Source organism: Advenella faeciporci (assembly GCF_014652395.1).
Lineage (GTDB): Bacteria > Pseudomonadota > Gammaproteobacteria > Burkholderiales > Burkholderiaceae_B > Advenella > Advenella faeciporci.
Genome location: NZ_BMYS01000003.1, coordinates 1 through 26,927 on the forward strand (window position 1 = coordinate 1; position 26,927 = coordinate 26,927).

The 26,927-nt window shown below is 49.7% G+C and carries 22 protein-coding genes; 5 read left to right on the plus strand and 17 right to left on the minus strand.

Annotated elements, in window-relative coordinates; translation table 11 throughout:
• Positions 1-272: 272 nt before the first annotated feature.
• Both IE074_RS03155 and folE read right to left on the minus strand, forming a co-directional pair.
• Positions 273-494 (minus strand): hypothetical protein, encoded by a 222-nt coding sequence (locus IE074_RS03155; RefSeq protein ID WP_189384003.1) that lies wholly within the window; start codon positions 492-494, stop codon positions 273-275.
• Between the two features lie 219 nt (positions 495-713).
• The gene (gene folE, locus IE074_RS03160; RefSeq protein WP_189384004.1) at positions 714-1,415 is read right to left on the minus strand and encodes a GTP cyclohydrolase I; all 702 of its coding nucleotides are present in this window, start codon (positions 1,413-1,415) and stop codon (positions 714-716) included.
• 139 nt (positions 1,416-1,554) lie between these two features.
• On the opposite strand from folE, the gene rng reads away from it, so the two are divergent.
• Positions 1,555-3,018 carry a ribonuclease G gene (gene rng, locus IE074_RS03165; RefSeq protein ID WP_189384005.1) on the plus strand — a complete coding sequence of 488 codons (1,464 nt, stop codon included), beginning with the start codon at positions 1,555-1,557 and terminating at the stop codon, positions 3,016-3,018.
• 5 nt (positions 3,019-3,023) lie between these two features.
• On the opposite strand, the gene IE074_RS03170 is transcribed toward rng, so the two are convergent.
• Together IE074_RS03170 and msbA are read right to left on the minus strand one after the other, a co-directional pair.
• A complete protein-coding gene (locus IE074_RS03170; RefSeq protein WP_189384006.1) occupies positions 3,024-3,386 on the minus strand; it encodes a hypothetical protein in 363 nt (120 codons plus the stop codon).
• 69 nt (positions 3,387-3,455) lie between these two features.
• Positions 3,456-5,231 carry a lipid A export permease/ATP-binding protein MsbA gene (gene msbA / locus IE074_RS03175; protein ID WP_189384007.1) on the minus strand — a complete coding sequence of 592 codons (1,776 nt, stop codon included), beginning with the start codon at positions 5,229-5,231 and terminating at the stop codon, positions 3,456-3,458.
• A gap of 103 nt (positions 5,232-5,334) precedes the next feature.
• Here msbA and IE074_RS03180 point away from each other — a divergent pair, with 103 nt between their 5' ends.
• Positions 5,335-6,297: a glycosyltransferase family 9 protein gene (locus IE074_RS03180; protein ID WP_189384008.1), complete on the plus strand. Its 963-nt coding sequence runs from the start codon at positions 5,335-5,337 to the stop codon at positions 6,295-6,297.
• A gap of 7 nt (positions 6,298-6,304) precedes the next feature.
• Positions 6,305-7,066 (plus strand): YdcF family protein, encoded by a 762-nt coding sequence (locus tag IE074_RS03185; protein WP_189384009.1) that lies wholly within the window; start codon positions 6,305-6,307, stop codon positions 7,064-7,066.
• Here IE074_RS03185 and IE074_RS03190 read toward each other — a convergent pair.
• The 3 genes from IE074_RS03190 to hrpA are packed head-to-tail and all read right to left on the minus strand — an operon-like array spanning position 7,042 to position 15,522.
• On the minus strand, positions 7,042-8,199 hold the full coding sequence (locus tag IE074_RS03190; protein WP_189384010.1) for a glycosyltransferase family 4 protein: 1,158 nt from the start codon (positions 8,197-8,199) through the stop codon (positions 7,042-7,044). The two genes, IE074_RS03185 and IE074_RS03190, sit on opposite strands and share 25 nt — an antisense overlap.
• On the minus strand, positions 8,196-11,711 hold the full coding sequence (gene dnaE, locus IE074_RS03195) for a DNA polymerase III subunit alpha (RefSeq protein ID WP_189384011.1): 3,516 nt from the start codon (positions 11,709-11,711) through the stop codon (positions 8,196-8,198). The genes IE074_RS03190 and dnaE overlap by 4 nt, the downstream gene beginning before the upstream one ends.
• A 13-nt stretch (positions 11,712-11,724) precedes the next feature.
• On the minus strand, positions 11,725-15,522 hold the full coding sequence (gene hrpA / locus IE074_RS03200) for an ATP-dependent RNA helicase HrpA (RefSeq protein ID WP_189384012.1): 3,798 nt from the start codon (positions 15,520-15,522) through the stop codon (positions 11,725-11,727).
• Between the two features lie 152 nt (positions 15,523-15,674).
• Between hrpA and argA the strand changes: the two genes are divergently transcribed.
• Positions 15,675-17,030 (plus strand): amino-acid N-acetyltransferase, encoded by a 1,356-nt coding sequence (argA, locus tag IE074_RS03205; RefSeq protein WP_189384013.1) that lies wholly within the window; start codon positions 15,675-15,677, stop codon positions 17,028-17,030.
• A 12-nt stretch (positions 17,031-17,042) separates the two neighbouring features.
• Positions 17,043-17,315, plus strand: coding sequence for an oxidative damage protection protein (locus tag IE074_RS03210; RefSeq protein ID WP_169295026.1), 273 nt, complete (start codon positions 17,043-17,045; stop codon positions 17,313-17,315).
• A gap of 73 nt (positions 17,316-17,388) precedes the next feature.
• On the opposite strand, the gene phoU is transcribed toward IE074_RS03210, so the two are convergent.
• The 10 genes from phoU to IE074_RS03260 form a co-directional block, all read right to left on the minus strand.
• The gene (gene phoU / locus IE074_RS03215; protein ID WP_189384014.1) at positions 17,389-18,162 is read right to left on the minus strand and encodes a phosphate signaling complex protein PhoU; all 774 of its coding nucleotides are present in this window, start codon (positions 18,160-18,162) and stop codon (positions 17,389-17,391) included.
• A gap of 62 nt (positions 18,163-18,224) precedes the next feature.
• Positions 18,225-18,899, minus strand: coding sequence for a ribose-5-phosphate isomerase RpiA (gene rpiA, locus IE074_RS03220; RefSeq protein WP_189384015.1), 675 nt, complete (start codon positions 18,897-18,899; stop codon positions 18,225-18,227).
• 17 nt (positions 18,900-18,916) lie between these two features.
• Complete coding sequence (locus IE074_RS03225) at positions 18,917-19,273, minus strand: Spx/MgsR family RNA polymerase-binding regulatory protein (RefSeq protein WP_189384016.1); 357 nt, start codon at positions 19,271-19,273, stop codon at positions 18,917-18,919.
• Positions 19,245-20,072: an ABC transporter permease subunit gene (locus IE074_RS03230; protein ID WP_189384017.1), complete on the minus strand. Its 828-nt coding sequence runs from the start codon at positions 20,070-20,072 to the stop codon at positions 19,245-19,247. The genes IE074_RS03225 and IE074_RS03230 overlap by 29 nt, the downstream gene beginning before the upstream one ends.
• Positions 20,073-20,079: 7 nt before the next feature.
• Positions 20,080-20,985, minus strand: a complete 906-nt coding sequence (locus tag IE074_RS03235; RefSeq protein ID WP_189384018.1) for an ABC transporter permease subunit — start codon at positions 20,983-20,985, stop codon at positions 20,080-20,082.
• Positions 20,982-22,106, minus strand: coding sequence for an ABC transporter ATP-binding protein (locus IE074_RS03240; RefSeq protein WP_189384019.1), 1,125 nt, complete (start codon positions 22,104-22,106; stop codon positions 20,982-20,984). Before IE074_RS03240 ends, IE074_RS03235 begins: the two co-directional genes overlap by 4 nt.
• 2 nt (positions 22,107-22,108) lie before the next feature.
• Positions 22,109-23,212, minus strand: a complete 1,104-nt coding sequence (locus tag IE074_RS03245) for a polyamine ABC transporter substrate-binding protein (RefSeq protein ID WP_189384020.1) — start codon at positions 23,210-23,212, stop codon at positions 22,109-22,111.
• A gap of 70 nt (positions 23,213-23,282) precedes the next feature.
• The gene (locus tag IE074_RS03250) at positions 23,283-24,008 is read right to left on the minus strand and encodes a 3-deoxy-D-manno-octulosonic acid kinase (RefSeq protein WP_189384021.1); all 726 of its coding nucleotides are present in this window, start codon (positions 24,006-24,008) and stop codon (positions 23,283-23,285) included.
• Entirely contained in the window at positions 24,001-24,420 is a 420-nt protein-coding gene (locus tag IE074_RS03255; protein WP_189384022.1) for a group II truncated hemoglobin, read from the minus strand. Before IE074_RS03255 ends, IE074_RS03250 begins: the two co-directional genes overlap by 8 nt.
• On the minus strand, positions 24,421-26,919 hold the full coding sequence (locus tag IE074_RS03260) for an ABC transporter permease (protein ID WP_189384023.1): 2,499 nt from the start codon (positions 26,917-26,919) through the stop codon (positions 24,421-24,423).
• Positions 26,920-26,927: the final 8 nt, after the last annotated feature.

Here is a 26,927-nt window from a genome sequence, read left to right on the forward strand (position 1 = left end):
AGTATAAATTTAGCATCACCAGCATTGCTGGTGTGGCCTCTTACATTCCAAGCGCCCACACTTATCGGCTGTTATATTGTTAAAGAGCATACAACATGACCCAACGGTCATGAGGCTGACATAAACCTGCTTTACACTAGGTCTTGTCGCATTCAGCTCAACCCGACCCAAACCCGAAGGTTTATTACATCAGACTGACTTGACTGCGTTGCTGTGTCAGCAGCAGAGAAACGAGATTATGAAGCATGTGGTTTTGTTTGTCAAGAACTTTTTTAAAGAATTTTTAAAACCGTTCTTTTTAAACCACCCGGCGAATCGTTAAAACCAATCCGCCAGACAACCTTCTTCACGCCGCCCAGATTAGACCAAATCGTTAACACCTGAACTTCGTTTCGTTTTTCACCGCCTGGCGTTTTGGGGTAAACCCTAGTGCTGTTGCTGCGAAAGAATGAACTATAGCATGACGTTTTCAATTTCCGCAAGCTTTTCGCCATTTTTCATCCACCGAAAAACCACACAAAAGCCTACCCCATTGATTTAAATGAAAATATCAAAAATAACTGTTTGTCGTTTTTTTACACCACAACCAGGTTTACGTTTTCTCACCGCCGNAAAACACCATTGAGCAATAAAAAAGGACAAACAGTTAAAACAACTGCTGCCCTTTTCTTTCTTTTCCTTAATAAGCCCATTCACAAATGAACTTGATGTGATTAATTTCTACGGTTACCGTTCATCAATGACAAAAACTCTTTTCTCAGGTCTGAGTCTTTTAAAAATGAACCACGCATGACACTATTAATCATTTTTGATCCCATATCTTTGACGCCACGCCATTGCATGCAGAAATGATCAGCTTCCATGACAACTGCCAGGCCATCAGGATTCATTTTCTTGACCAGTAAATCGGCAATTTGTGTAATGGCTTCCTCCTGGATCTGCGGGCGCTCCATTACCCAGGAAATAAGGCGGGCATATTTGGATAAGCCAATTAAATTTGATTTTTCATTAGGCATGATACCCACCCACACTTTTCCCATAATAGGACACAGGTGATGAGAACAAGCACTACGAACCTGAATAGGCCCAACAATAATCAACTCACTTAATTTTTCCACGTTGGGAAATTCAGTGGTGTCGGGCATGGTCTGATAACGGCCTGCAAACACTTCCTTGATAAACATTTTAGCAACCCGCTTCGCCGTTTCATTGGTGTTGTGGTCTCTTTCTGTATCTATGACCAGGCTTTTAAGCACCTCTTTTAATTTTTCCTGGACTTCCTGCTGCAACAGATCCAGCTCACCGGGATTAATATAGGCCGAAATATTGTCATTGGCATGATAGCGTGCACCAGCCAGTTCGATACGTTTGCGAATATGATTGGAAATATAACTTGAATCTTGTGAGTCACTCACCGCAAAATCCTTTCTTTATGGGTTACACCGTATTCTGAATGTTAGTTTTTAACATACTTCAACTTTGGCATGTTCTCATGATAAGCTCATATAGAATATACGTCCTCCAAATAATACGCCAGACCAAGAGAAAACAAACATGAGCGAACAAATATTAATCAACGTCACGCCCTTTGAAACACGCGTCGCATTAATCGAACTGGGAGCTGCCCAGGAAATACATATAGAACGCACCAGCCAAAGAGGTAAAGTTGGTAATATTTATTTGGGCAAGGTTGTACGCGTATTACCAGGAATGCAAAGTGCCTTTATTGATATTGGGCTGGATAAAGCCGCATTTATTCATATTGCCGACCTGCGCGAAAACCGCTCTTTACGAAATACCGGTATCGCCTACACGCAAATAGAAAAATTACTGTTTGAAGGTCAATCTTTATTGGTGCAGGTTATTAAAGACCCTTTGGGCACCAAAGGCGCACGCCTGTCCAACCAGATCAGCATTGCCGGACGCATGCTGGTATACCTGCCCCATGAACAGCATATTGGCATTTCCCAGAAAATTGAATCGGAAGAGGAACGAAACAGCCTGAAAGAACGGGTTATCTCTTTGATGAACCCCAATGAAAAAGGCGGTTTTATTGTACGCACCCAGGCCGAAGGTGCCACCGATGATGAAATAAAGAAAGACCAGGAATACCTGAACCTGCGTTGGTCCATGATTAAAGAGGCCGTCCAGAAGCAATCGGCACCCGCCCTTCTTTATGAGGACTTGACGCTGGCCCAGCGGGTATTGCGTGATATGGTGACTCCCGAGACCAGATCCATCGAGATTGATTCGCGCAGCACTACCCAGGCCCTGCTTGAGTGGGCATCAATTTACACACCGTCAATCATAGGGAAAATAAAACATTATGCCGGTGAACGTCCATTATTTGAAACCGCCTATGTCGACGAGGAAATCAACAATGCCCTTTCACGACGCGTTAACCTGAAGTCTGGCGGCTACCTGATCATAGACCAGACCGAAGCACTGACCAGCATAGACGTGAACACCGGTGGGTTTATTGGTGGGCGAAATTTTAACGACACCATTTTCAAAACCAACCTTGAAGCTGCGGTAGCCATTGCCCGCCAGCTTCGCCTGCGTAACCTGGGTGGCATAATCATTATCGACTTCATCGATATGGACAATAAAGAACACCAGGATGCCATTTTGGCCGAGCTGCAGAAAGCGCTTGATAAAGACCGCACCAAAACAACGCTTAACGGTTTTTCCCAGCTGGGGCTGGTTGAAATGACCCGAAAACGCACCCGGGACTCGTTGGCACACCAGCTATGTGAACCCTGCCCAACCTGCCAGGCCAAGGGTTCGGTGCAAACGGCAAGAACCGTTTGCTATAACATTTTGCGGGAAATCCTGCGCGAGGCCAAACAATTCAACCCCAAAGAGTTTCGTTTAATTGCCTCACAAAGCATTATTGACCTGTTTCTTGAAGAAGAAAGTCATTATTTGGCCACGCTGGGTGATTTTATTGGCAAACCCATTACCCTTGAGGTTGACAATACCTACACGCAGGAAATGTATGACATTGTATTAATGTAGGCTGCTTAACCATGCCCGGGCCTGACCCGGGATTGCATCTTGATGATCCTGTCTTCAAGGTGCGGGGAAGTTTGCAACGCAATCAACGGCGTTTTTGAGTCTTCATTTTGTTCCAGGCGCAAAATAATGCTCTGGCCCTCAAAGGTTTCAGGATCCGCCTCTATATCAATATATTTTTGCAAAAGGTCGTCTATGGACTTTTGCGCTTGCGCAAGGTAATAGTCCAGCGTATCTTCTGTTGCATTCTTGAAAGCATTTTCGATGGTTTTGGACAAGTCCCAGGTAAAAAACATTAAGGCGTTAGGGCCCTTTACCGAGGGGTGTTCGTAACCCCATGAAGAAATTTCATGCTGTGCTTTTTCTGTCATTTATCTACCGTAAATAAAATATAAATTAGTTGCGTGTAACGCGTGAAAGTATAAAACAATGATTTTCAATTAATCTTCACGAAACTGCATCTGATATAACGTGGCGTACAAACCGCCTTTTCTCAAGAGCTCATCATGAGTGCCCGACTCGACAATCCGCCCATGGTCAAGCACAACAATGCAATTGGCATTTTGTACCGTTGATAAACGGTGTGCAATGACAAAAGTTGTCCGCCCCTCCATGAGCAGGTCAAGCGAAGCCTGCACCTGACGCTCAGACTCGTTATCCAGGGCAGAAGTGGCTTCATCAAGGATAAGAATAGGGGCATTTTTGATTAATGCCCTGGCAATGGCCAGGCGTTGTCGCTGTCCGCCCGAAAGCCATGCACCATTTTCACCAATATCGGTTTGCAAACCATTAGGCAAAGACTTGACGAACTCCAGCAGATTGGCTGCCTTGAGAGCCTCTGTTATTTGTGACTCGGTGGCATTACGATACGAACCGTACGCCACGTTTTGCGCAATTGAACCATCAAAAAGCACCACATTCTGGCTGACCAGCGATAAATTGTTCCGTAAGCTTTTCAGGGTGACTTCAGCAATATCGTAACCGTTTATAGTGATGCAACCCGCACTGGGCTCGATAAACCGGGGAATCATATTGGCCAGCGTGGTTTTACCGCTTCCAGAGCGCCCCACAAAAGCAATCGTTTCACCCGATTTAACCGTTAATGAAATATTGGACAGCGTATCACGTTCAGCTTCCGGAAAACGAAAACAAACATCCTTGAATTCAATCACGGCATCATTATTGATTTTCAACTCATGCTTGCCCTGATCTTTTTCCTGGGAACCGTCAATCAGCGAGAAGACACTTTCGGCGGCAATGAGCATTTTTTGCGCTTTGGAAGCCACATTGGTCAATCGTTTGATTGGATCAAAAATTTGTGCCAAGGCAGTAACAAATGCCACAAAAGCGCCAACCGTCAAGGTGCCCGCATTACCCTGATATAAAGCGGTTGCAATAACGGCGGCAACCGCAAACGAAATGCATAACTGCGTCAGGGGCGTCATGGCGGCATCGGCTGAAGCCTTTCTCATGGCAAACTTCCTTAGGGCCGCATTCACCACTGAAAAACGGGACTGCTCGTATTCATAACCATCAAAGAGCTTGACCACCCGCTGGCCTTCAATACCCTCTTTCACCACGTGGGTCAACTGGGCATTCATATTAATTGTTTGCCGATTAATACGGCGCAGGCGCTTGGTGAAGTAGCGAGCCACCATAATGGACAAAGGGAGAATCAGAAAAATGATCAGACTAAGCTGCCAGGACAAGTACAGCAGCATCCCCAGCAGGGCAAGCACCACAAAGGCCTCTCGCACAATAATGGTAAAAACTTCTGTTGCATAATCAGTTACATCACCGGCATCAATCGTAAAACGGTTCATCAATCGCCCGGTGTCACCCTTCTGGAATTCGCGATCTGGCAAAGTCAGCAAGCGCTTGTACATATCGGATCGCATCCCAAGCAATACATTGTTGGCGATCCAGGCCAGCAGGTAACTGCTAAGAAAGTTGCAAATTCCACGCACCAGAAAAAGGCTCACAATGGCAAGCGGCATTAACCATATAAAATACGATTTAGCTCCCGTAAAACCCTCATCCAGCAAAGGTTTCATAATATAAGCCATCGCTGGCTGTGTAGCCGCCCCAAAGGCCACGAACACCATGGCAACAGCAAGTGCTTTCCAGTACACGCCCACCCGCTTGTAAATTTTTCTCCATAGTTCCGGATTTACCGCATGGGTACCTTCCCGATGCTTTTGCTCGAATAAACTCAAGGAATACTCTCTTGTTAACCTGTCAAGTTTGGGATTTTAACGGTTTCAACATAAACATGCAGAAAAGTTTATGTTTTATGGCAATCAGGATAAAATCCATCAAATGAAAAATATATCTAGAATTTATTTGCGGCTGCCAAACTGGATTGGCGATGTCTGCATGAGCCTGCCAAGTCTGTATGCCGTCCTGAATACCGGCTGTGAAGTGATTGTCTGTGCAAAACCATGGGCTGAAAGCCTGCTTAAGGGCATTGTGGGCATACAGTTCCTGAGCCTGAGCGGACACTGGAATAAAGACAGGGAAATTATCAAGTCACATAAAAAAAACAATCCGGTAAAAGGTAAATCGGTGGGACTTTTATTACCCGATTCGCTAACCAGCGCCTTGACGTTCAGGCTGGCAGGACTTTCTTCGGCCGGTTACAAAGACGATGGCCGCTCTCTTCTATTAAAGTGGCCTTTTGACAAACCGCCCAAAAGCCTGCATGCGGTTGAGTCATGGTACCACCTGACTCATTGCGCCTTGCATAAATGGCATTTCAAGTCTGCCGCCAACCCTGAAACAACGCTTGTTTTGCCGCTGGATGACGGTGATACGAAAAAAGCAGATATCCTGCTACAAGAACATCGACTGAATGACAGGAAATTCATTCTGATTGCCCCTACCGCAACAGGCAAACACAAAGGCAAAGACAAGGTTTGGCCAAAATTTTCGGCATATACCCGAAATTTGCAGGCACTGGGATATACGGTTGTCATGTGTCCGCCCCCCAATGAACGGGAAGCCGCTTTCAGGAATGCCCCTGATGCCCTGTGCCTGCCTGCCGTTGGCCTGGGGGTGTTTGTTGCCCTCATCAGCAAGGCCGCCCTGGTTGTCTGCAACGACTCGGGTGTTTCTCATCTTGCCTCATTAACCAGAACACCTCAAATCACCCTGATTGGCGTTACCGACCCGAAACGCACCGGACCCTGGTCTACAACCGCGCATATATGTGGCAGCATGGGTCACTGGCCTGAACTTGACGCTGTCATCAAGCTGAGCACGTCCATCCTTACCCCCTCTTGAACAAAGCATGAAAAGCTATCTCATTTCACTTATTATTCCGCTGAATTTATGCGTTTTCCTGGTTATTTCCGGTGCGGTGCTGATTTTACTGAAACGAAGGAAAACGGGTGTCTTCCTGTGCTTTGGCGGACTGTCCTGGCTCTTGCTCTGGTCTTTGCCCATTACCTCACTGATTTTAGGGGGAATACTGGAAAACCGTTACCCGCATCGAAGTATTGACTCGATTCCCCCTGCGCAGGCAATTGTTGTCCTGGGCGGTAACACAGCCAACAACCGGGAAAACTGGTTCCAGGAACTTAGTGACAATCCATCAACCCATTCACGGGTTGATACGGCCAGTGAACTGTATCACGCCAACAAAGCACCTAAAATTATTGTATCTGGCGGCGCGCTTGCCGGAGAGGTTAGCGAAGCCAAAGGCATGGCGGCGAAGCTGGCAGGAAAAGGCGTGCCAAAATCCGCCATCATGCTTGAAAACAACAGCAAAACCACTTATGAAAATGCCGAATTTACAGCCAATGAATTAATTCGTAACAAGATCAAATCAATTATTCTGGTCACTTCCGCCCTTCATACCCCCAGATCAATGGCCGTCTTTGACAGATACAATCTGGCAGTGACCCCGGCCCCCAATCCTCCCCAAATCACCATTCCCGATGATCCCGATTTCATTCTTTTGCTGCCCAATGCCAGAGCGCTTCATGCCAGCCGATCAATTATCAAGGAATATCTGGGGTTAATTGTTTACTGGCTGCGTGGCTGGGTATAACTGCCTGTCTTGCCACTTCGTTCGGCCAGCCAAATACGATAAGCCGTTTCCGTATCAAGGGCCAGCTTTTCAGTAGAGAACCCGCCTTCATCATAAAGCCACTGATGGGCTGCCGCGCTCATTTTCTGTCTTAACACCGGATCGGCAATCAGGCGCTCCAGGGCATTTCCAAGGGCCTCACGGTCTTTGCCGGGGACCAGAATGCCGGTTTCACCATCCTTGAACATTTCGGCAACACCGCCGACATCGGTCCCTATAACCGGCAAACCACTCATTTGGGCTTCAACATAAACCGTACCTGAGGCCTCTTGCTCTGTGGCCAAGGCAAAAATATCACTGCCAGCCAATAAATTGGGCACATCCTTTCGATACCCCATCAAATGAACCCGGCTTGCCACTTTTTTCTCCTTGATAAAAGCCACCACCTGTTCATACGTGGGCGATCCCGCCCCCACCAGCACCAGATGCAAATCGGGATATTTTTCAAACAAAGGCAGCATGGTGTCAATCAGAAAAACATGGCCTTTTTTCTGGCGCATGACGGCAACACAAATCACGACAACCGCACTATTTGACAGACTTAACTCCTGACGCAAGGTAGATTGTTCGACAGGCTCGGGGGTAGCGACAGGCGAATAAATTGTTCTTACCTTATGCTCGGGCACCCCTTTTTCCAAAACCATGTTTCTCACATGATTGCTAACCGTGGAAATACGGTGCGGCAACCAACTGTATGACAGCAACGAACCGATAGGTGCCGCCAGGTGCCGGGTTCGTACAATCAGTGGTGTTCCGGCCAGCCTGGCGCCCAATGCCGCAATCAGGGTATCTTTCCGGCTATGGGTATTGAGCACGTCAAACTTGCCCTGCTTCAGGATTTTCCTGAACTTAAGCACACCCCTGACAAAATTGCCCAGCCCCCCCATTGGCACGGTATGCACGGTAAAGCCCAAGGCCCGCATGCGTTCCACCAACTGAGCCTCGGGGCGGCAAGCCAATTCAAGATGGTGACCCCGTTCACGCATGGCCAGCATTTCCTTGAGAATGCGGTGTTCCTGCCCACCAAAAGAGACTGCCGCCTCGGAATGAAGGATTCTTAACGGCTGATCCGTCAGTGATTGTTGATGACTCATTCGTAAATGACCTCATATTCAGCATATTGTTTGGTGGCTTCAATTTTTTCAAAAAGCGTATCAGCCATGCGTACCCGCCATTCTTCGCCCAGGATCACTTCACAGCGAAAACCCCTGGGGGACTGCAGATTTAATTGAACCCGCACACCAGGCACACCGTTTTCAGGCTCGGCCCGGTAAGGATTCAGCAAGGCTTTGAGCGACTTTACGCTGACTTCCTTATTCAGGCTGATTTGCAGGCTCCTGGCTTTTTCTTCACGTGCCAGTTGCAGGTCGTAGAGAGACTCCACCGATATGCGCAATACACCGGTGAATTTATTGGTCTTGATCTTGACCTGTGCAATCAGCAACTGGTCTGTCTTGAGACGGTGCCGGTGAATCTCATAAACAGAAGATGGACACAGGACTTCAATCTGGGCAGTACCGTCATCTATCAGCAGAAAGTAAAGCCGGTTTTCTCCGGATTTGGTTTCTTGCTTGAGGGTAAAACTGCGGATACCAATCAGCACGCCCGCAATCCACTGCAAATCACGCGACTCTTGCAATTTGGCCAGGGTCCCTGGAATAAAGCGACGCACTTCATCGCGCCAGACCTCAAACAGGTGATGGCTAAAGAAAAAACCCAGAGCATTTTTTTCTTCAATTAACCGGGTATGCAAGGACCATGGCTTGACTTTGCCCATTTCAAGCTGGACAATCGAACTGGAGTCATCCCCGAAAAGCGATACCTGGTTGGCGCTTTTCTCGGCCTGGTCTGCCGCATCAATCGCATGGGACAGTGCCGCCAGCAGCGCCGAGCGGCTGGCATCAATCGTATCGAATGCACCGGCACGAATCAGTGCCTCCATGGTGCGCCGGTTAACGGTATGCCGGTCCACCCGCTTGCAAAAGTCATATAAATCAATAAAAGGGCCGCCTTCATCACGGGCACGCAGGATTTCTTCAACCGCCCCCTGGCCAGTACCTTTAACAGCACCCAAGCCATAGCGAATGGTTCTGGGGGGCTCTCCCCTTCTTGCATATTCATCAACAACCGGTTCAAAGCGGAAAACCGACTGGTTGACGTCAGGCGGCAAAACGGTCAGGCCGTTATCAACCGCATCACGCCAGAAAATCTGCACCTTGTCGGTATCATCCATATCCGAGGAAATCGTGGCCGAAATGAATTCAGCCGGATGATAGGCCTTCAGCCAGGCGGTCTGATAGGCAATCAGGGCATAGGCGGCCGAGTGACTTTTGTTGAATCCATAGCCGGCAAACTTTTCCATCAGGTCAAACAACGTTACCGCCAGTTCACCGTCATAGCCCTTTTCAATCGCACCTTTTTCAAACAGTTCCCGGTGCTTGGCCATTTCTTCAGGCTTTTTCTTGCCCATCGCACGGCGTAGCAAGTCGGCACCGCCCAGACTGTAACCGCCAATAATCTGGGAGATTAGCATGACCTGTTCCTGGTACACGATCACGCCGTAGGTGCTGCTTAAGGTGGATTCAAGATCGGGATGGAAGTAATCCACCGTTGCCCGACCATGCTTGCGGTTGACAAAGTCATCCACCATGCCTGATTCAAGCGGCCCCGGACGATACAGGGCCAGCATCGCAATAATATCCTCAAACGTATTGGGCAGCAGTTTCTTCAGGAGTTCTTTCATGCCACGGGATTCGAGCTGGAACACCGCCGTGGTATTGCCCTCGCAAAGAATCCGGTAAGCCTCAGGGTCATCCAGCGGCAATGCCATTACGTCAAAATCGCGCTTGTTTTCGTTAAAACGGCGTACATAACGCACAGCCCAATCCAGGATAGTCAGGTTGCGAAGGCCCAGAAAGTCAAACTTGACCAGACCGACATCTTCAACATCCCCCTTGTCATACTGCGAAACCACACTGGTGTCATGACCAGGCTGGCAATAAAGCGGGCAAAAATCGGTTAGTTTACCCGGTGCAATCAACACCCCGCCCGCGTGCATGCCAATATTTCGTGTCAGGCCCTCAAGGGGTTTGGCCAGATCGACCAGCGTCTTCACTTCTTCATCGGTTTCATAACGACGCCTGAACTCGGGCTCCTCAGCCAAGGTTTTCTCGAGTGACCAGGGATTGGCCGGGTTGAAGGGAATGAGCTTGGACAGGCCGTCACACAGGGAATACGGCAATTCAAGCACGCGCCCCACATCACGCACCACCGCCTTGGCGCCCAGGGTACCAAAGGTGGCAATCTGGCTAACCGCATCGCGCCCATATTTATCTTTTACGTATTCGATGACTTTTTCACGGTTATCCTGACAGAAGTCGATATCGAAGTCGGGCATGGACACCCGTTCGGGGTTAAGAAACCGTTCGAACAGCAAGTCATAGCGTATGGGGTCAAGATCGGTAATGCCCAATGAGTAAGCCACCAGGGATCCGGCGCCCGAACCACGGCCTGGCCCTACGGGAACACCATTGTTTTTACCCCAGTTGATAAAGTCCTGAACAATCAGGAAGTAGCCCGGGAAGCCCATCTGGATAATTGTTTTGCATTCCCACTGAAGCCGTTCAAGATAGGTGGGATACTGTTTTTCCCTTTCCGCTTCATCAGGGTATAACAGCGCCATCCGCTTGGCCAGGCCTTCTTCGGCCAGCTGAATCAGATAATCATCCAGGGTGACGCCATCAGGCGTTGGAAAGACAGGCAATTGCGGTTGGCCCAACACAAGGGTCAGGTTGCACCGCTTGGCAATTTCAACCGCGTTTTCAATTGCCGTTGGTATATCCTGAAACTTGTGCACCATCTCTTCAGAGCTGGGCATGTATTGCGCTTCGGTAAAACGCCGGACCCGCTTCGGATTACCCAGCAACTCACCATCTGAAATACAAACACGCGCCTCATGAACCCGGTAATCTTCTTTCTTCAGAAACTGAATGGGATGCGTGGCCACGACCGGCAAATGACACGCGGCAGCCAGCTTGACCGCATCCTGTACATAAGCCTCATCGGCCTCGAAGCCGGCCCGCTGCAACTCAATATAAAAAGCATCCGGAAACAGTTCCGCCCATTGCCTGGCCAAAGCAGTGGCCAACTCCTGATTGCCCACCTCAAGTGCCTGGCCAATATCCCCCTGACGACCGCCAGAAAGCAGGATCAGGCCCGCCCCCATTTCACGAAGCCATTCTTTTTTGATTTCTGCCCGGCCCTTGTATTGGTTGCTGATCCAGGCTTTGGAAAGCAACTCGCACAGATTATTGTAACCCTGGTGATTTTTAACCAGCAGCAGGCAACGAAATGGTTTCTCGCGATCCTGTTCGTTGGTCAACCATACATCGCTACCGGCAATTGGCTTGATACCCTTGCCACGAGCACCTTTGTAAAGCTTGACGAAACCGAAAATATTACATAAATCGGTCACCGCAAGGGCTGGCTGGCCGAATTTGACGGCCTGGCCAATCAGGTCATCAAGACGGGCAATGCCGTCCACCACCGAAAACTCGGAGTGGGCGCGCAAATGAACAAATAGTGGAGGAGTTTTTTCTGAAGTCATGAACAGAATTGTATCAACGAATAATGGTTTCCCACGCCTTTTGCAAGCGCTTGACCGATACCGGCATGGGGGTTCTGAGTTCCTGGGCGAAAAGGGCGACTCGCAGCTCTTGCAGCAACCACTGAAAGTCGTCAAGACGTTCATCAGGGGCTCCCTTGAGCGCGCTTCGCATGCGCTGATAATTAACCAGCAATGGTGCCATCTCAGCCATCATCCGGGCATCCCGCGCAGGATCACTGCGCAATTTGTCAATTCTTGCCGAACTGGCCTTGAGATAGCGCGGGTAATGCACCAATTGCGCATAAGGATTTTTCTTCAGGAAGTCCTTGCTCATCAACACACCCAGATTGGCAACCATATCCTCATAGGCCTGCTTGTGCGATTTGATGGGCGGAAGCTTTTTCTGCACGCTGGCCCATTCGGCCAGAATCGTACCTGCAAGACGGGCAATTTCCTGGATTAACAGGCCCAGACGCCCTTTGGCATCCTGTTTCCTTTGTTCAAAAGCACGGGCATCTTCAGGCAAAGGGCTGGCCAGACAAGCCTGCATCAGGGCACAGTCCACAATCTGGTCACGCAACTCTTCCTGTGAACCTAACGGCATGTAAATCATGCTCATCCGGGTCAAATCGGTAATGTTCTTGCTTAAGAATTTAAGCTGGTCTTTCAGTGCAATGCGAAAAAGCCGCAACAATCCGGCCTGATGTTTCTGACGCGCCGTTTCAAGATCATCAAACACATCCAAATCACAGGACTCGCCGTTATCCACCAAAGCCGGATAACCGATGAAAGACTGGTTTTTCTTTTTGATTTCCAGCAATTCAGGCAATTGCCCAAAACTCCATTCGGTAATGTTTTCACTGGCCAGCACCTGGGCAACATCACGGTCTTTGCTGGCCAGGCGCTGGAAAGTTTCTTGCGCCTGCATGCCATGCTCTGCCTTGAGCTGGTTCAGGTTGCGACCGGCTGACAACATGCGTCCATGTTCATCAATGACTTTAAAGTTCATGAACAAATGCACCGGCAGGGACTCAAGCTTGAAGTCTTCCTCTTTTACCCGAACCTTGCACTCTGCCCAAATATCTTGCGCAATAGCGCTTGTCAAGGACATGCCCGGGTTGGCCAGACGCTCAAACCAGCGCTGATGAAAACCCGCCGCATAATCGGGTAAAGGCACACAGTGACGCCGCAGCTTTTGGGGCAACGACTTCAGCAACAAAAGCACCTTTTCCTTGAGCATGCCGGGCACCAGCCACTGGCAACGTGTCCCGTCAATCTGGTTAAGGGCATAAACGGGAATTGTCATGGTGACCCCGTCGCGCGGTGAACCCGGCTCAAAATGATAATCAAGGGCCAGATCAATGCCATCCCATACCAGCTTTTTGGGGAATACATCGGTGGTCACGCCGGTCGCCTCATGGCGCATCAAATCATCCCGGTTCAAAACCAGCGCTTGCTGGCTGGCTTCAGGCAAGTCTTTATACCAGCTTTCAAGTGTGGCTGTCTGGTATATATGTTCGGGAATAAGCTTGTTGTAAAAAGCAAAAATCAGCCCTTCATCGACCAGAATATCGGGCCTGCGCGACTTGTGCTCCAGTTTTTCGATTTCACGTATCAAACGGTTGTTGCGCACAATAAACGGTAATTTTGAATCAATCTCACCGGCCACCAGGGCATCACGAATAAAGATCTCACGTGACTCTGCCGGGGCGATCCGACCATAATGCACCTTGCGCCCATGATAAATTTGCAAGCCGTACAAACTGGCCCTTTCATTGGCTTGCACTTGCCCCAGCTTTACATTCCATGCCGGGTCAGACCATTGTTTTTTCAGTAAATGGCTGCCAATGGATTCTATCCAGCGAGGGTCAATATTGGCAATGCATCGAGCAAACAACCGCGAGGTTTCAACCAATTCCGCGGCCATGATCCACTTGCCCGCTTTTTTAACCAGCGCCGAACCCGGATGAATAAAAAAGCGAATTTCACGGGCTCCCTGAAAATGCGGGGCTTCATCGCTTTTAAAGCCGAGGTTGCCCAGCAGACCGGTTAGTAATGCCTTGTGAACTTGCTCATAAGTGGCATCGGTTTGGTTAAGCCGCCACCCCTGCTCCCGAACCAGGCTGTGCAACTGGGTATGCACATCGTGCCATTCTCGCAAACGCAAGGGGGACAGGAAAGAGGTCCTGAGCTTTTCAACCAGCTTTCTTTGGGAAACCTTATGCGTTACCGCTTCGTTATACCAGTTCCAAAGCTTCAGGTAAGACATGAACTCGGATTTGTCATCCTTGAATTTGGCATGGGCCTGGTCACTGGCTTCTTTCGCGTTGAAAGGACGCTCTCTGGGATCCTGAATGGACAGTGCCGAGGCAATCACCAGCATTTCTGCCAGACACTGATGTTCCCTTGCAGCCAGAATCATGCGGGCAAGCCGCGGATCAACCGGAAGACTGGCCAGGCTGCGACCAACAGGTGTCAGTGTATTGGCCTCATCAATCGCTCCCAGTTCCTGCAAAAGGTGATAACCATCGGCAATCGCTTTGCCTGTTGGTTTATCCACAAAGGGGAATTGCTCAATCCCGTCAAGCCGCAGGGCTTTCATGCGCAAAATCACCGAAGCCAGGGATGATCGCAGGATTTCCGGATCGGTAAAAGGCGTTCGCAGCTTGAAATCATCCTCTGTGTAAAGGCGGATACAAACGCCTGGCCCGATACGGCCACAACGCCCTGCCCGCTGGTTGGCCGATGCCTGGCTGACGGGCTCAATCTGCAACTGTTCGACCTTGTTGCGCCAGGAGTAGCGCTTGACCCGGGCCAGACCACTGTCAATCACAAAACGGATACCCGGTACCGTTAAGGAGGTTTCAGCCACGTTGGTGGCCAAAATCACCCTGCGCTGGTTGGTGCTCGGGTGAAAAATACGTTCCTGGTCAGCCTGTGACATGCGGGCAAACAAAGGCAGCACGACCGTGCCAGCCGGATGATGCTTGCGCAGGGACTCGGCCGCCTCGCGGATTTCCCTTTCACCTGGCAAAAAAACCAATATATCACCCGGACCATGTTGCGCACACTCGTCCACCGCATCCACAATGCCATCAATCAGGTCTTTTTCTTCATCCCGGGCCAGACGACTGGATTCAGACTGCGTGCCGGGGGTTTCCTCATCATCAAAAAAGCGGATGGGACGATAACGCACTTCGACAGGATACAAACGCCCCGAGACTTCAATCACTGGTGCTTTCTGCCCGTTTTTGCCGGCAAAATGCGTGGCAAAACGATCCGCATCAATCGTGGCAGAGGTAATAATCAGCTTCAGGTCTTTGCGACGGGGCAACAACTGCTTTAAAAACCCAAGCAGAAAGTCAATATTCAGGCTGCGCTCATGCGCTTCATCGATAATAATCGTATCGTATCGCCTTAGCAGGGGGTCACGCTGTGACTCAGCCAGCAAAATGCCATCGGTCATCAGCTTGATGGCGGCACCGGGACCTGTTTTGTCACTAAAACGAATCTGGTACCCCACCCACTCGCCAATCGGCGTATTCAATTCCTGGGCAATGCGTTTGGCCACAGAAGTGGCCGCCAGCCTGCGTGGCTGGGTATGGCCAATCATACCTTTAAGGCCTCGCCCCAGCTCAAGACAAATTTTTGGTAACTGGGTTGTTTTGCCCGAACCGGTTTCACCGCATACAATAATTACCTGATGGGCCTGAAGCGCTTTGGCAATTTCCGCCCTTTTCGCACTGACAGGCAAGTCTTCAGGATAAGAAACAGGAGGTGGCAATCGCATGGGCACCGGTTCATTTGACATTTGTTTTGTGCCACTGTGATTCGAAACAACATTTTTATGCATAAATAATCTATCTTTAAGTCTATCCGACATTATAATTTTGCCTTGACTTTTTATTCTCAAAGTCGGGCCATTTTTTCATTTTTAGCCACACAGGATTGTAACTTAACACTATGAGCACCAACGAACCCGAAACCTATTCCGCCCTAGATGCACCTGAATATGCCCCGGCACAATTTGTCCGATGGTTTCGGGAAGTGGCTCCATATGTACATACCTTGCGTGGAAAAACATTTGTGGTGGGTTTTGGCGGTGATCTGGTACAGGCAGGTGCCCTGAATGCATTGATTCAGGATTTGTCGTTGCTGACAGCCCTGGGCGTTCATCTTGTATTAGTGCATGGATCACGCCCCCAGGTCAATGAACAATTGCGCCTTAAGGGTTTTAGCTACCAATTTGGAAGAGGCATTGAACCCACCAGCCCGGAAGCGCTGGAGTGCGCCAAGGAAGCAGCCGGAGAAATCCGCCTGGACATTGAAGCCGCCTTCAGCCAGGGCTTACCCAATACGCCCATGTCCAACGCACATATCCATATCATTTCCGGCAACTTTGTGACAGCCCAGCCGGTTGGCGTGATCGACGGAATCGATTACAAGCATTCGGGCAAGGTTCGCAAGTTTGACCTGGATGCCATGAAAAAAATCATCTCTCATGGCGCTGTGTTGCTCATGTCACCCATTGGGTTTTCCCCAACCGGGGAAGCCTTTAATCTGGCCATGGAAGAGCTGGCTACCAGTACTGCCATAGCGCTTAGTGCAGACAAGCTGATTTTCATGACCCAAAACAGCATTCTGAAAGATCTGCAGGACAATGTCATTACGGAAATTGCCCGTGAAGATGCCGACAACCTGATCCGACAGGGGCACCTTGATGAGGATACGGCTTGTTTCCTGCAACATGCCTCCAATGCCGTCAAGCGTGGCGTCAAGCGGGCACACTTGATTCCTTTCGAACTGGATGGCAGTATATTGCTTGAATACTTCACGCACGATGGCGTGGGTACCATGGTAGTGGAAGACACGCTGGATGACCTGCGTCCTGCCACGGTGGACGATATTGGTGCGATTGTCAGTCTGATTGAGCCCCTGGAAGCCGATGGCACACTGGTGCCGCGAGGCCGTAACGTGATTGAGCGTGACGTGGAAAAATTCACGGTTCTTGAGCACGACGGCATTATTTATGGCTGTGTTTCCTTAATTCCTTACCCTGAATCAAAAATGGCCGAAATGGCCTGCCTGATTGTCAACCCTGACTGGCAAGGTAGTGGAGAAGGTGAAATACTGCTGAGACACGCAGAAAACAAGGCGCGTGCGCTAGGTGTCAAACGTCTGTTCGTGCTAACCACCCGAACCTCTCACTGGTTTGTCAAACGCGGGTTTGTTCAAGGAACCATCAATGATTTGCCCGCTGAAAAGCAAATGAATTACAATCGATCCAGAAACAGTCTAATTTTTATCAAGAAACTTTAATGAGGTAGCAAAATGGCACGTCTTGTTCAATGTGTAAAACTTAAAAAAGAAGCTGAAGGCCTGGACTACCCACCGTACCCAGGCGATCTGGGCGTTAAAATCTGGCAATCCATTTCCAAGGAAGCCTGGATTGCATGGACCGAAATCCAAACCCGTATTGTGAATGAAAACCGGCTTAACCTGGCCGATGCACGTGCCCGCAAATATCTGCAACAGCAAATGGAAAGCTATCTGTTCGAAGATGCCAACATTGAAGCCCAGGGTTACGTTCCTCCATCAAACTGATCAATGGCAACAAGCTTCAGCATAAAAAACAGCCTCTGATGAGGCTGTTTTTTATGTACAGGAAAGGCAGGATTTACTGCTTGCTGGCATCGGACGTCTCACTTGCCTCTGCCAGTTTGGCTTCCTTGAGAGCCTCTACCGCTTCTTTACCGCCACGCGCCTGCAATTCAACGTTCTTGACACCTGTGTGGCGCACATCTTCACCCTGAACCAGATAAATCACGCGCTCTGCCATGTTTTTCGCATGATCGCCAATACGCTCAAGCGCACGGGCAATAAACAGCAGATCAATACTGCCTGAAATGGTACGAGGATCCTCAATCATATAACTGATCAATTCACGCAACACACCTTTCCACTCTTTATCGACCAGTTTGTCACTGCGCACCACTTCGGCGGCCAGAATGGGATCTCTGCGGGCGAAGGCATCAAGTGAGCGATTCAACATGGAAATAACGCTAGCGGCCATGTGACGCAACTCAATCACGGGTTCATAACGTTGATTGTTTTCATGAAGACGTCGCGCCATTTTGGCCATTTTCTCGGCCTCATCACCGGAACGCTCCATATCTGTCAGCATCTTGGAGACTGACATCAGCAAGCGCAGGTCGACTGCGGTTGGCTGGTTAAGTGCCATCACCTGGGTAATGGAATGGTCAATCTCAACCTCAAGCTGGTTGACTTCCCTTTCACGTTCAAAAATGCGTTCCATTACCACGGTATTGCCGGTCGTCAAAACATCGATGCCATCGGCAATCATGGACTCTACCAATCCGCCCATTCTTAAAAAGCGTGAACGAATGTCTTCGAGGTCTGCCTCAAAACGTTTATTTGTATGTTCAACCATACCTGCACCTGTTTAAAAATAATTAAATGATTTTAAGAAGGTTTAATGACATGAATATGACACTACACCTTCATTGTCCTGATTCCCTGCTGAGTGGCAATCAATGCGACGCTGGCAGGAGAAATGGCAAATAAACCACATGTTACAACACCCGGTACATTATTCATAACTGCCTCCATTTCAGCGGCATCATCCAGACTGAAACCGGCTACATCCAGAATAGGGTTACCATTATCGGTAATAAACCCCTCTCGCAAGACAGGATTGCCCCCCAATGTCCGCATTTTCCGGGCAACGGCATTGACCGCCATGGGAATGACTTCAAGGGGAATGGCAAATTTACCCAGCCTGTCCACTACCTTGGACTCATCGGCAATACAAACAAACCGTTCGGCCACCGAAGCCACAATTTTCTCCCGGGTCAAGGCACCGCCCCCACCCTTGATCATTTGCAAGCGCGCATTGATTTCATCGGCACCATCAACATAAACCGGCATGCCCTGCACCTCATTGAGATCCAGCACGCGAATGCCCAAGCCAGCCAGGCGCTGCGCACTTCGCTCGGAACTGGCTGCTGCGGCCATAAAGTGATCCTTGAAACCTGCCAGGTGATCAATAAACAAATCGGCTGTTGAGCCGGTACCCACACCCACCACGACACCAGAACCCAGGAAAGGACGGATATATTCAACCGCCGCCTTGGCTACCTGCTGTTTCAATTCATTCTGACTTAACATCTTCTTCACCCTTTACTTTACTTAAACTGCAGCGCATAATTTTTTTCGGAAAAACCCAGAAACACCTGGCCATCCCGGGTCACGGCAATCGGTCGCTTGATGGCTGAAGGAAACTCGGTGGCGATACCCAGCCATTGTTCATCCGAGTCAGGGTTTTTTCTTTCAGCAGGCAAATTACGCCAGGTCATGGAAGCACGATTAATGAGCTTCTCCCAACCACCCACCAAGGGTGCCCATTGTTGCAACGTGACTGCATTAATGGGGTTGGCGCGGTAATCGATGAACTCAACATCATAATCATTGGCCTGCAACCATTTGATGGCCTTCGTGCAGGTGCTGCAATTCTTAAGACCGTAAATCGATACTGTTTTCATTTTTAGTGGTTCCTGTTTGAAGGCGATTGGCAATAATGACGAACACGCCTACCAGTACGATAAATAAAGTGGCCAGGGCATTGACCTCTGGCTTGATCCCCAGTCTGACACGCGAAAACACTTCGATAGGCAAGGTTGTAAAACCAGGCCCATTGAGGAACGAGGCAATCACCACGTCATCCAGTGACAGTGTAAACGCCAGCAGCCAGGCGGCCACCAGGGCCGGGGCAATGAGTGGCAGGGTGATGGAAAAAAACACCTTCAGGGGTGTGGCACCCAAATCCAGTGCCGCCTCTTCAAGAGAGCGGTCAAGTTCACGTACCCGGGAAGCAATAACCACCGACACATAGGCAACACAAAGCGTCACATGTCCCAGCCAAATCGTGAAAATCCCGTTACTGGCCGGAAACCCGGTGATATTCCTTATTTCAACAATCATGAGCAACAGGGAAATTCCCAAAATCACATCGGGAATCACCAAGGGGGCATTGAGCATGCCAATATAAAGCCCTATCCCTTTGAAATGCCCTTTGCGCACCAGCACATAACCAGCCCAGGTGCCGATGAACACGGCAGCGGTAGCCGTCAGGACAGCAATTTTCAGGGACAGCCAGGCAGCGCTTAACAAGGCCTGGTCTTCGAAGAGACTCTTATACCATCGCAGGGAAAATCCCGACCAGGAAGAGGCCAGCGCAGAATCATTGAAAGAAAAAACAATCAGGCTAAGAATCGGAATGTATAGAAACAGGAAGCCGATGCCCAGAAAAAACCATTTGAAGAAAACACTTTGTTTAGTCATGACTTCCTCATTGGGCTTCGGTTTCTTTGGACTGGTTGTACTGGAAAACAGCCAGCGGCACCAGCAACAGCAAAATCATGGCAATAGCCACTGCGGCGGCAACCGGCCAGTTTGCATCGGTAAAATACTGATCCCACATGACACGCCCGATCATATAGGTATTGGTTCCCCCCAACAGTTCGGGAATCACATACTCTCCCACCGAGGGAATGAAGACCAGCATCGCACCGGCAATGACTCCGGGCTTGGATAGGGGCAAGGTGATTTTCAGAAATGCCTGCCATGGTTTGGCGCCCAAATCATAGGCGGCATCCAGCAATCGCTGGTCGAGTTTGATCAGGTTGGTATACAGCGGCAGAATAAAAAACGGCAGGTAAGAATAGACCAGACCAATATAAACGGCCATATCGGTTCGATAAATTTCCAGCGGCTTATCAATCACGCCTGTCCAGAGCAGGAAATTGTTGAGCAAACCTTCATTGCGCAAAATACCTACCCAGGCATAAACCCGCAACAGCAGGGATGTCCAGAATGGCAAGATAACCGCCAGCATCAACAAATTGCGCGTTTTAGGAGATGAGCGTGCAATATGATAAGCCATTGGGTAGCCAATCAAAATACAGCATATCGTTGTTACGGCAGCCATTTGCAGGGAGTTCAGATAAGCCCCCACAAAAATACTGTCAGTGAGCAACAGAATATAGCCTTCCAGATGAAAAGCCAGCCTGATGACCCCTTCCTTTATTTCTATTAATGAAGAATACGGTGGAATGCCAAATGTGGATTCAGCAAAACTGATCTTCAGGACAATGAAAAAAGGCACCAGCAGGCAAATCACCAGCCACAGGTAAGGCGGCAAGATGGCAAGCACATTTTGTGACGGAAAAAATCTTTTAAGTGATGCGATCTTCATGATGGCAATACCGTGCCGCTGTCGGGTCCCCAGGTGATATAAACCTCGTCATCAACCCCTGGCGCATCTTCCTGGGTAAGCTTGATACTGGGCACACTGGCCTCAATAACCTTTCCTGAATCCAGACGAATCTGATACAGGGCGTAACTGCCCATCCAGGCCAGGTGAGTCACCATGCCATGCCCCACATTGGTTTCATCTTCGGGCTGATCACGCAACACCCGAATCTGTTCGGGGCGAATGGAAACATAAACCTCCATGCCCAAGGGTTCGCTAACACCGTGATTCACGTACATGGGACGCATCAGCTCGTCGCTTTCAATCAGGACATGATCGGGTTCATCCACCACGATTTCACCGGTAAAGATATTGGTTGAACCAATAAAACTGGCCACAAATTGCGAGTTGGGGAAGGTGTACACATCATGTGGCGTACCACATTGTACAATTTGCCCATCGGTCATGACGGCCAGACGATTGGCCATCGTCATGGCCTCTTCCTGATCATGGGTAACCATGATACAGGTTACGCCTACCTGATCAAGGATTTTAACCAGTTCGATCTGGGTTTTCTGGCGGATTTGCTTGTCCAGTGCCGACATGGGTTCATCAAGCAACAAGAGTTTGGGCCGCTTGACCAGACTGCGGGCCAAAGCAACCCTTTGCTGCTGCCCGCCTGAAAGCTGGCCGGGCTTGCGTCTTGAATAAGCCGCCATTTGCACCAGATCAAGCGCGGCAAAAACCCGATCATGAATTTCATTGCGCGCAATGCCTTCCTGCTTCAGGCCAAACGCCACATTATCTTCAACCGTCATGTGAGGAAACAGTGCATAGGACTGAAACATCATGTTGACAGGACGCTTATATGGCGCAATACCGGCAATATCCACCCCATCAAGCAGGATTTGCCCTGAAGTGGGCTGTTCAAACCCGGCAAGCATTCTTAACAGGGTAGATTTGCCACAACCGGAACTGCCCAGCAAGGCAAAAATTTCATTACGACGCACAGACAGGTTAACCGACTTGACGGCAACGGTATCACCAAAAATCTTGACAACATCAACCAGTTTGACGAACTCGTCGATGTTGTCTAACGGCGCAGGATGGCGCACTTCTGACATGATTATTTACCTGATTTGAGTTCAGCCCACAAGCGCGTTTGCAAACGGGCAATATTCATGGGTTGGGCCTTGATGACAAAAAGGGTTTTGGCCACTTCTTCCCCAGGATAAATCATGGGGTTTGAAGCAATATCCGGGTTCACGAAATTGCGGGCCTCTTTATTGGCATTGGGGTAAAACATGACATTGGTAATTGCGGCATGTACTTCGGGGGTCTCTATGTAATTGATAAACGCCATGGCATTTTCAGGATGGGGTGCATCTTTGGGAATGGCCATGGTGTCAAACCATGCTGGCGCCCCACCCTGCGGTATGAAGTAATCAATATTGAATGACTTGCCGGCTTCTTTGGCACGACTGGCCGCAATCATGACATCTCCCGAGAAACCATACACCATGCACAAGTCACCGGAAGCCAGTTCATCGATAAATCCGGATGAGCTGAATTGACGGACATAAGGACGGATTTTTTTCAGGACCTCAAGGGCGGCACGATAATCTTCGGGTTTGTCGCTATTAGGATCTTTGCCCATGTAATGCAAAACAGCCGGAAACACCTGGGCCGCTTCATCAAGGATGGAAATACCGCAAGACTGGAATTTTTGTGCAATCTCGGGATTGAACAGATTGTCCCAATTGGCCAGATCGGCATTTTCACCTAAAATTTCCTTGGCCTTGGTCACGTTATAGCCCAGGCCATTGGTGCCGTAACCCCATGGAACCAGATATTCATTACCCGGGTCAACCTGGGCTACCAGATCCATAATGGTCGGATCAAGGTTTTTCCAATTCGGTATTTTGGATTTATCCAGTTTCTGGAACAGGCCACCTTGAATTTGACGTGCTGCATAGTGGGTTGAAGGCACCACCACATCATAACCCGAATTGCCGGTTAACAGTTTTGCCTGCAGGATATCGTTAGTATCATAAGTATCATAACGAACCTTGATTCCCGTTTGTTTTTCAAAACCAGGGATCGTGTCAGGAGCCGTATATTCGGCCCAGTTGTAAACGTTCAGCACTTTTTCCTCTTCTGCCAGGGCAACACCCGAAACAGACAAGGACAATGCAGCAACGGCCAATTTACGAACGAATTGCACTTTCATATCGCACTCGACTCCTAAACAGTTTAAAAAAAAGAGAATCATAAATCATTTGAAAAGAAAATGATTTTTTTTATTGGTTTTTTATATAAAACCGGTGCAAGTGTTCCCAAAATGCCAAACCTTGTTGCTGCAACACTTTTTCAAGGGAACGTTTCAAACGATTCAGGTTAGCTTCACATAATGAATCTGTCATGACAAGTTGCCGTCCCTTGTCAAAGTCAATCAGCCATGCTTTGTTATTGCCATCCACAAGAATATTGAACGCGTTTAAATCGGCATGCCATACATTGGCCTTGTGCATAAGATAAATGCTGTTCGCGCAGGCCTTCGCCAATGCACCTGGGTCAGCGGTAGCCGGCATGTCTTTCAATACACTGGCCAGGGGCCGGGTACCGGGCAGCGTTTCGGTAATTAATGCCGCCTGGTAAAAACACCAGGAACGTGTATAGCTGGCGGCAACCACCTTTGGTACTGGCAAACCCTGTACATGCATGGATTGCAAAAGCCTGAACTCGGCAAATGAACGGGTATTTTCAGCCCCGTTCCAGACATAATGGGACTTGTTAATACGGGCCACCAGCCCGCCACGGCGGTACTTGCGTAAAACCCCGCTTCCCCAACGATCGTGAACAAACCAGGCAGCATTGCGCCCCCCTGCACTGACCGGCCGGGCACGGTCTGCATAAAAAACAGGGTCAAACACGCGCATGTCGGGTTCAATGGCAAATGCGGAATCATAAAGCATCCCGCTTTTGCCAGCGTTAACCCGCACGACTTGCCCAAACGTATCAGTCATCCCGGTTTTTCATCCAGTCTGCCACGCCAAAAAAGGATTGCAACATACGATCCATGATGGGTTCAGGAATATTTTGATCCATCATGGCCCTGCCCATACAAACCACCCACTGGTCACGCTCAACCGAACCAATGGAAAAAGGCATATGCCTGGCTTTAAGACGTGGATGACCAAACTGTGAAATATAACGGTCAGGCCCGCCCAGATAACCGCTCAGAAACAAAAACAGTTTTTCCCGGGCATTGTCCAGAGACTCACCATGCGTTTCCCGCAGCTCTTTGAAATCGGACTCAAGATCCATCAAGTCATAAAACCGCTCAACCAGCTCTTTAAGACCCTGCTCACCACCAATCTGATCATAAAAACTGACCGTACGATCCAGTGGCTCAACCATGGGTTGCACACGTATCATTTAATCCATACTCCGTAAAACCTGTAAAGGAGGTGTTGTTTTAACACCTTTAAGGGCCATTTTACCGCCTAATGATGAAGCCGCAACCCCAACGAGCACCCCAACCAGCCATGGCCAATAGTTCAGGCTGATGCTAAAGTCAAAAACATGATAGGCCAGCAGGCCGGCAATCAAAACAGCTGCCGTGGCCGCCAACAAGCCGGCAAATAAACCAATGATCAACAACTCCAGGCGCTGCGCCTGATCCAGCTGCCCCGATGTCGCCCCCAGCGAACGCAATACCGCCGCTTCATAAATTCGCTCATCGTACGTAGATAAAAAGGCGGCGACCAGAACCACCACACCAGCCAGAAACGTGAATACAAACAACAGTTGCACCGCCAGACTCACTTGTGAAAGCACTGATTCGAGCTGGGCCAATATACCGGAAACATCAAACACCGTAATATTGGGAAATTGGCTGACCAGTTCCTGGGTAAACAGGGGAAGGTTATCGGGCAGATAAAAGGAGGTAATCCAGGTTGCGGGCTTGTTCTCAAGCAATGGGGCAGACATGATGGCAAAGAAATTGACCTGCATTGAATCCCACTTGACCGTTCTGAGGCTGGTAATTTTGGCCTCGACCAGCTGCCCGGCCACATCAAAGGCCAGACGGTCATTCAGTTTGAGTCCCAGGGTTTCGGCCAGCTCCAGCTCAAAAGACACCTCGGGCATTGCCGGGTTCAGCCATTTTCCCTGGCTGATCGTATTGCTGGGTGGAAGCTCGTCAAGATAAGACAGGTTGAACTCGCGCTGCACCAGTCGGCGGGTTCTTTCTTCTGAATAATCAGCCGGTGAGATTTCCTTGCCATTGATTTGCACCAGTCGTCCACGCACCATGGGCTCCAGTTCAGGCCTTGGTAATCCTTGGCGTTCAAAAAACGCCTGGACAGGCTGGCGCTGGTCAGCCTGAATATTAATCAAAAAACGATTGGGTGCATTATCGGGCAAAGTGTTGCGCCAGCCATCCAGCAAATCGGTTCGGATCAGGCCAAGCAACAGAATAATCATCAGCCCCAGTGCCAGCGAACATATCTGCACAATCGTCATTTGCTTGCGGCTAACCATACCGGCCAGCGCAAAACGCAAGACAGGCTTGTGCATCAGGCGCTTGCGCAGCACAGCCACCAGCCACACCAGACACCATGAAAACAAGGCAAAGGCCCCCAAAGCCAGCAAGAAACCCGCCCCGACGATCAGGGCCAGCACGAAACTTTTGGCAAACCACCAAAGCAGGGCCAGAAACACCACGCCACCCAGCAGGTAAGCGCTTGTTTTGCCCGCAGACAGCAATTGCAAATCCTGGCGGATGACTTTAAGCGGAGGCACCCTGCTTAACTGCAATAACGGAGGCACAGAAAAGCCGATTAGCAAGAAAACCCCTACAATAGCCGCCTGGAAGGCGGGCAACAGGGAGGCTGCCGGCAACTCGGTTTGCAGCAGAGGCATCAGGAAGTAAAGCAGGAAGTAATGAAACAAATAACCAATGGCACTGCCTGTCAGGGAAGCAAATACGGCTACCAGTAAAAACTCAAGCAGCAGAATTTGTCTTACCTGACTGCCTGTTGCTCCAATCGTTCTCATGACGGCCACCCCGTCCTGATGCCGCTTGGTAAAGCGCCGCGAACCCAGGGCAATAGCTACGCAGGCAATCAGGACCGTTAACAGGGCTACCAGGGCAAAAAACTGCTGGGCCCTGTCCAGGGACTGCCGCACCTCGGGCCGCACGGACTCTGTTCCGCGTATCTGCTGCCCCTTGGCAATCGCTGTTTCCAGCCATTGGCGGTAATTGGCCACGGCATTGCCATCCCCCGCCAACAGCAACGCATATTTAATCCGGCTGCCTGGCGCAATCAGGCCGGTTGACGCCAAATCAGCGGCATTCAACATAAGCCTTGGGGCAATGTTCACAAACTGCAAGCCCTTGTCAGGTTCGCTCTCGATGATTTTTTCAACCCTGAACGTTTTATTGCCCAGCTGCACCGTCTGTCCGGGTAACACGTCGAGTTGCAGCAGTAATTGTGCATCGGCCCACACGGTTCCGGATTCAGGTGCCTGGCGTGCACTTTCAACGGGCGATTCATGTCCCCCCTTCAGTTTCAGGGTACCCCGCAAAGGATAGCCATCACTCACGGCCTTGACAGAAGCCAACCGGGTTTTATCAGCCGCAGCCACCATAGAGGGGAATTGCCAGGTTTGTGCCACTGACAAGCCGTCTTTTTGGGCACGCGCAAGCAACGCTTGCTGAACCGGCTCATCGGACTCCAGCAACAGGTCTGCAGCCAGCATTTGCCCGGTGTCACGCTCAAGGGCCCGTGACACCCTGTCTGACAAAAAACCCACGCTGCTGACGGCAACAATGGCAATAATCAGCGCAAGAAACAGCAGCTTGAGCTCACCGGATTTCCAGTCCCGCTTGAAGGACACCCAGGCAAGTCGCCCGTTCAACATACTTTTCATTGCCAATT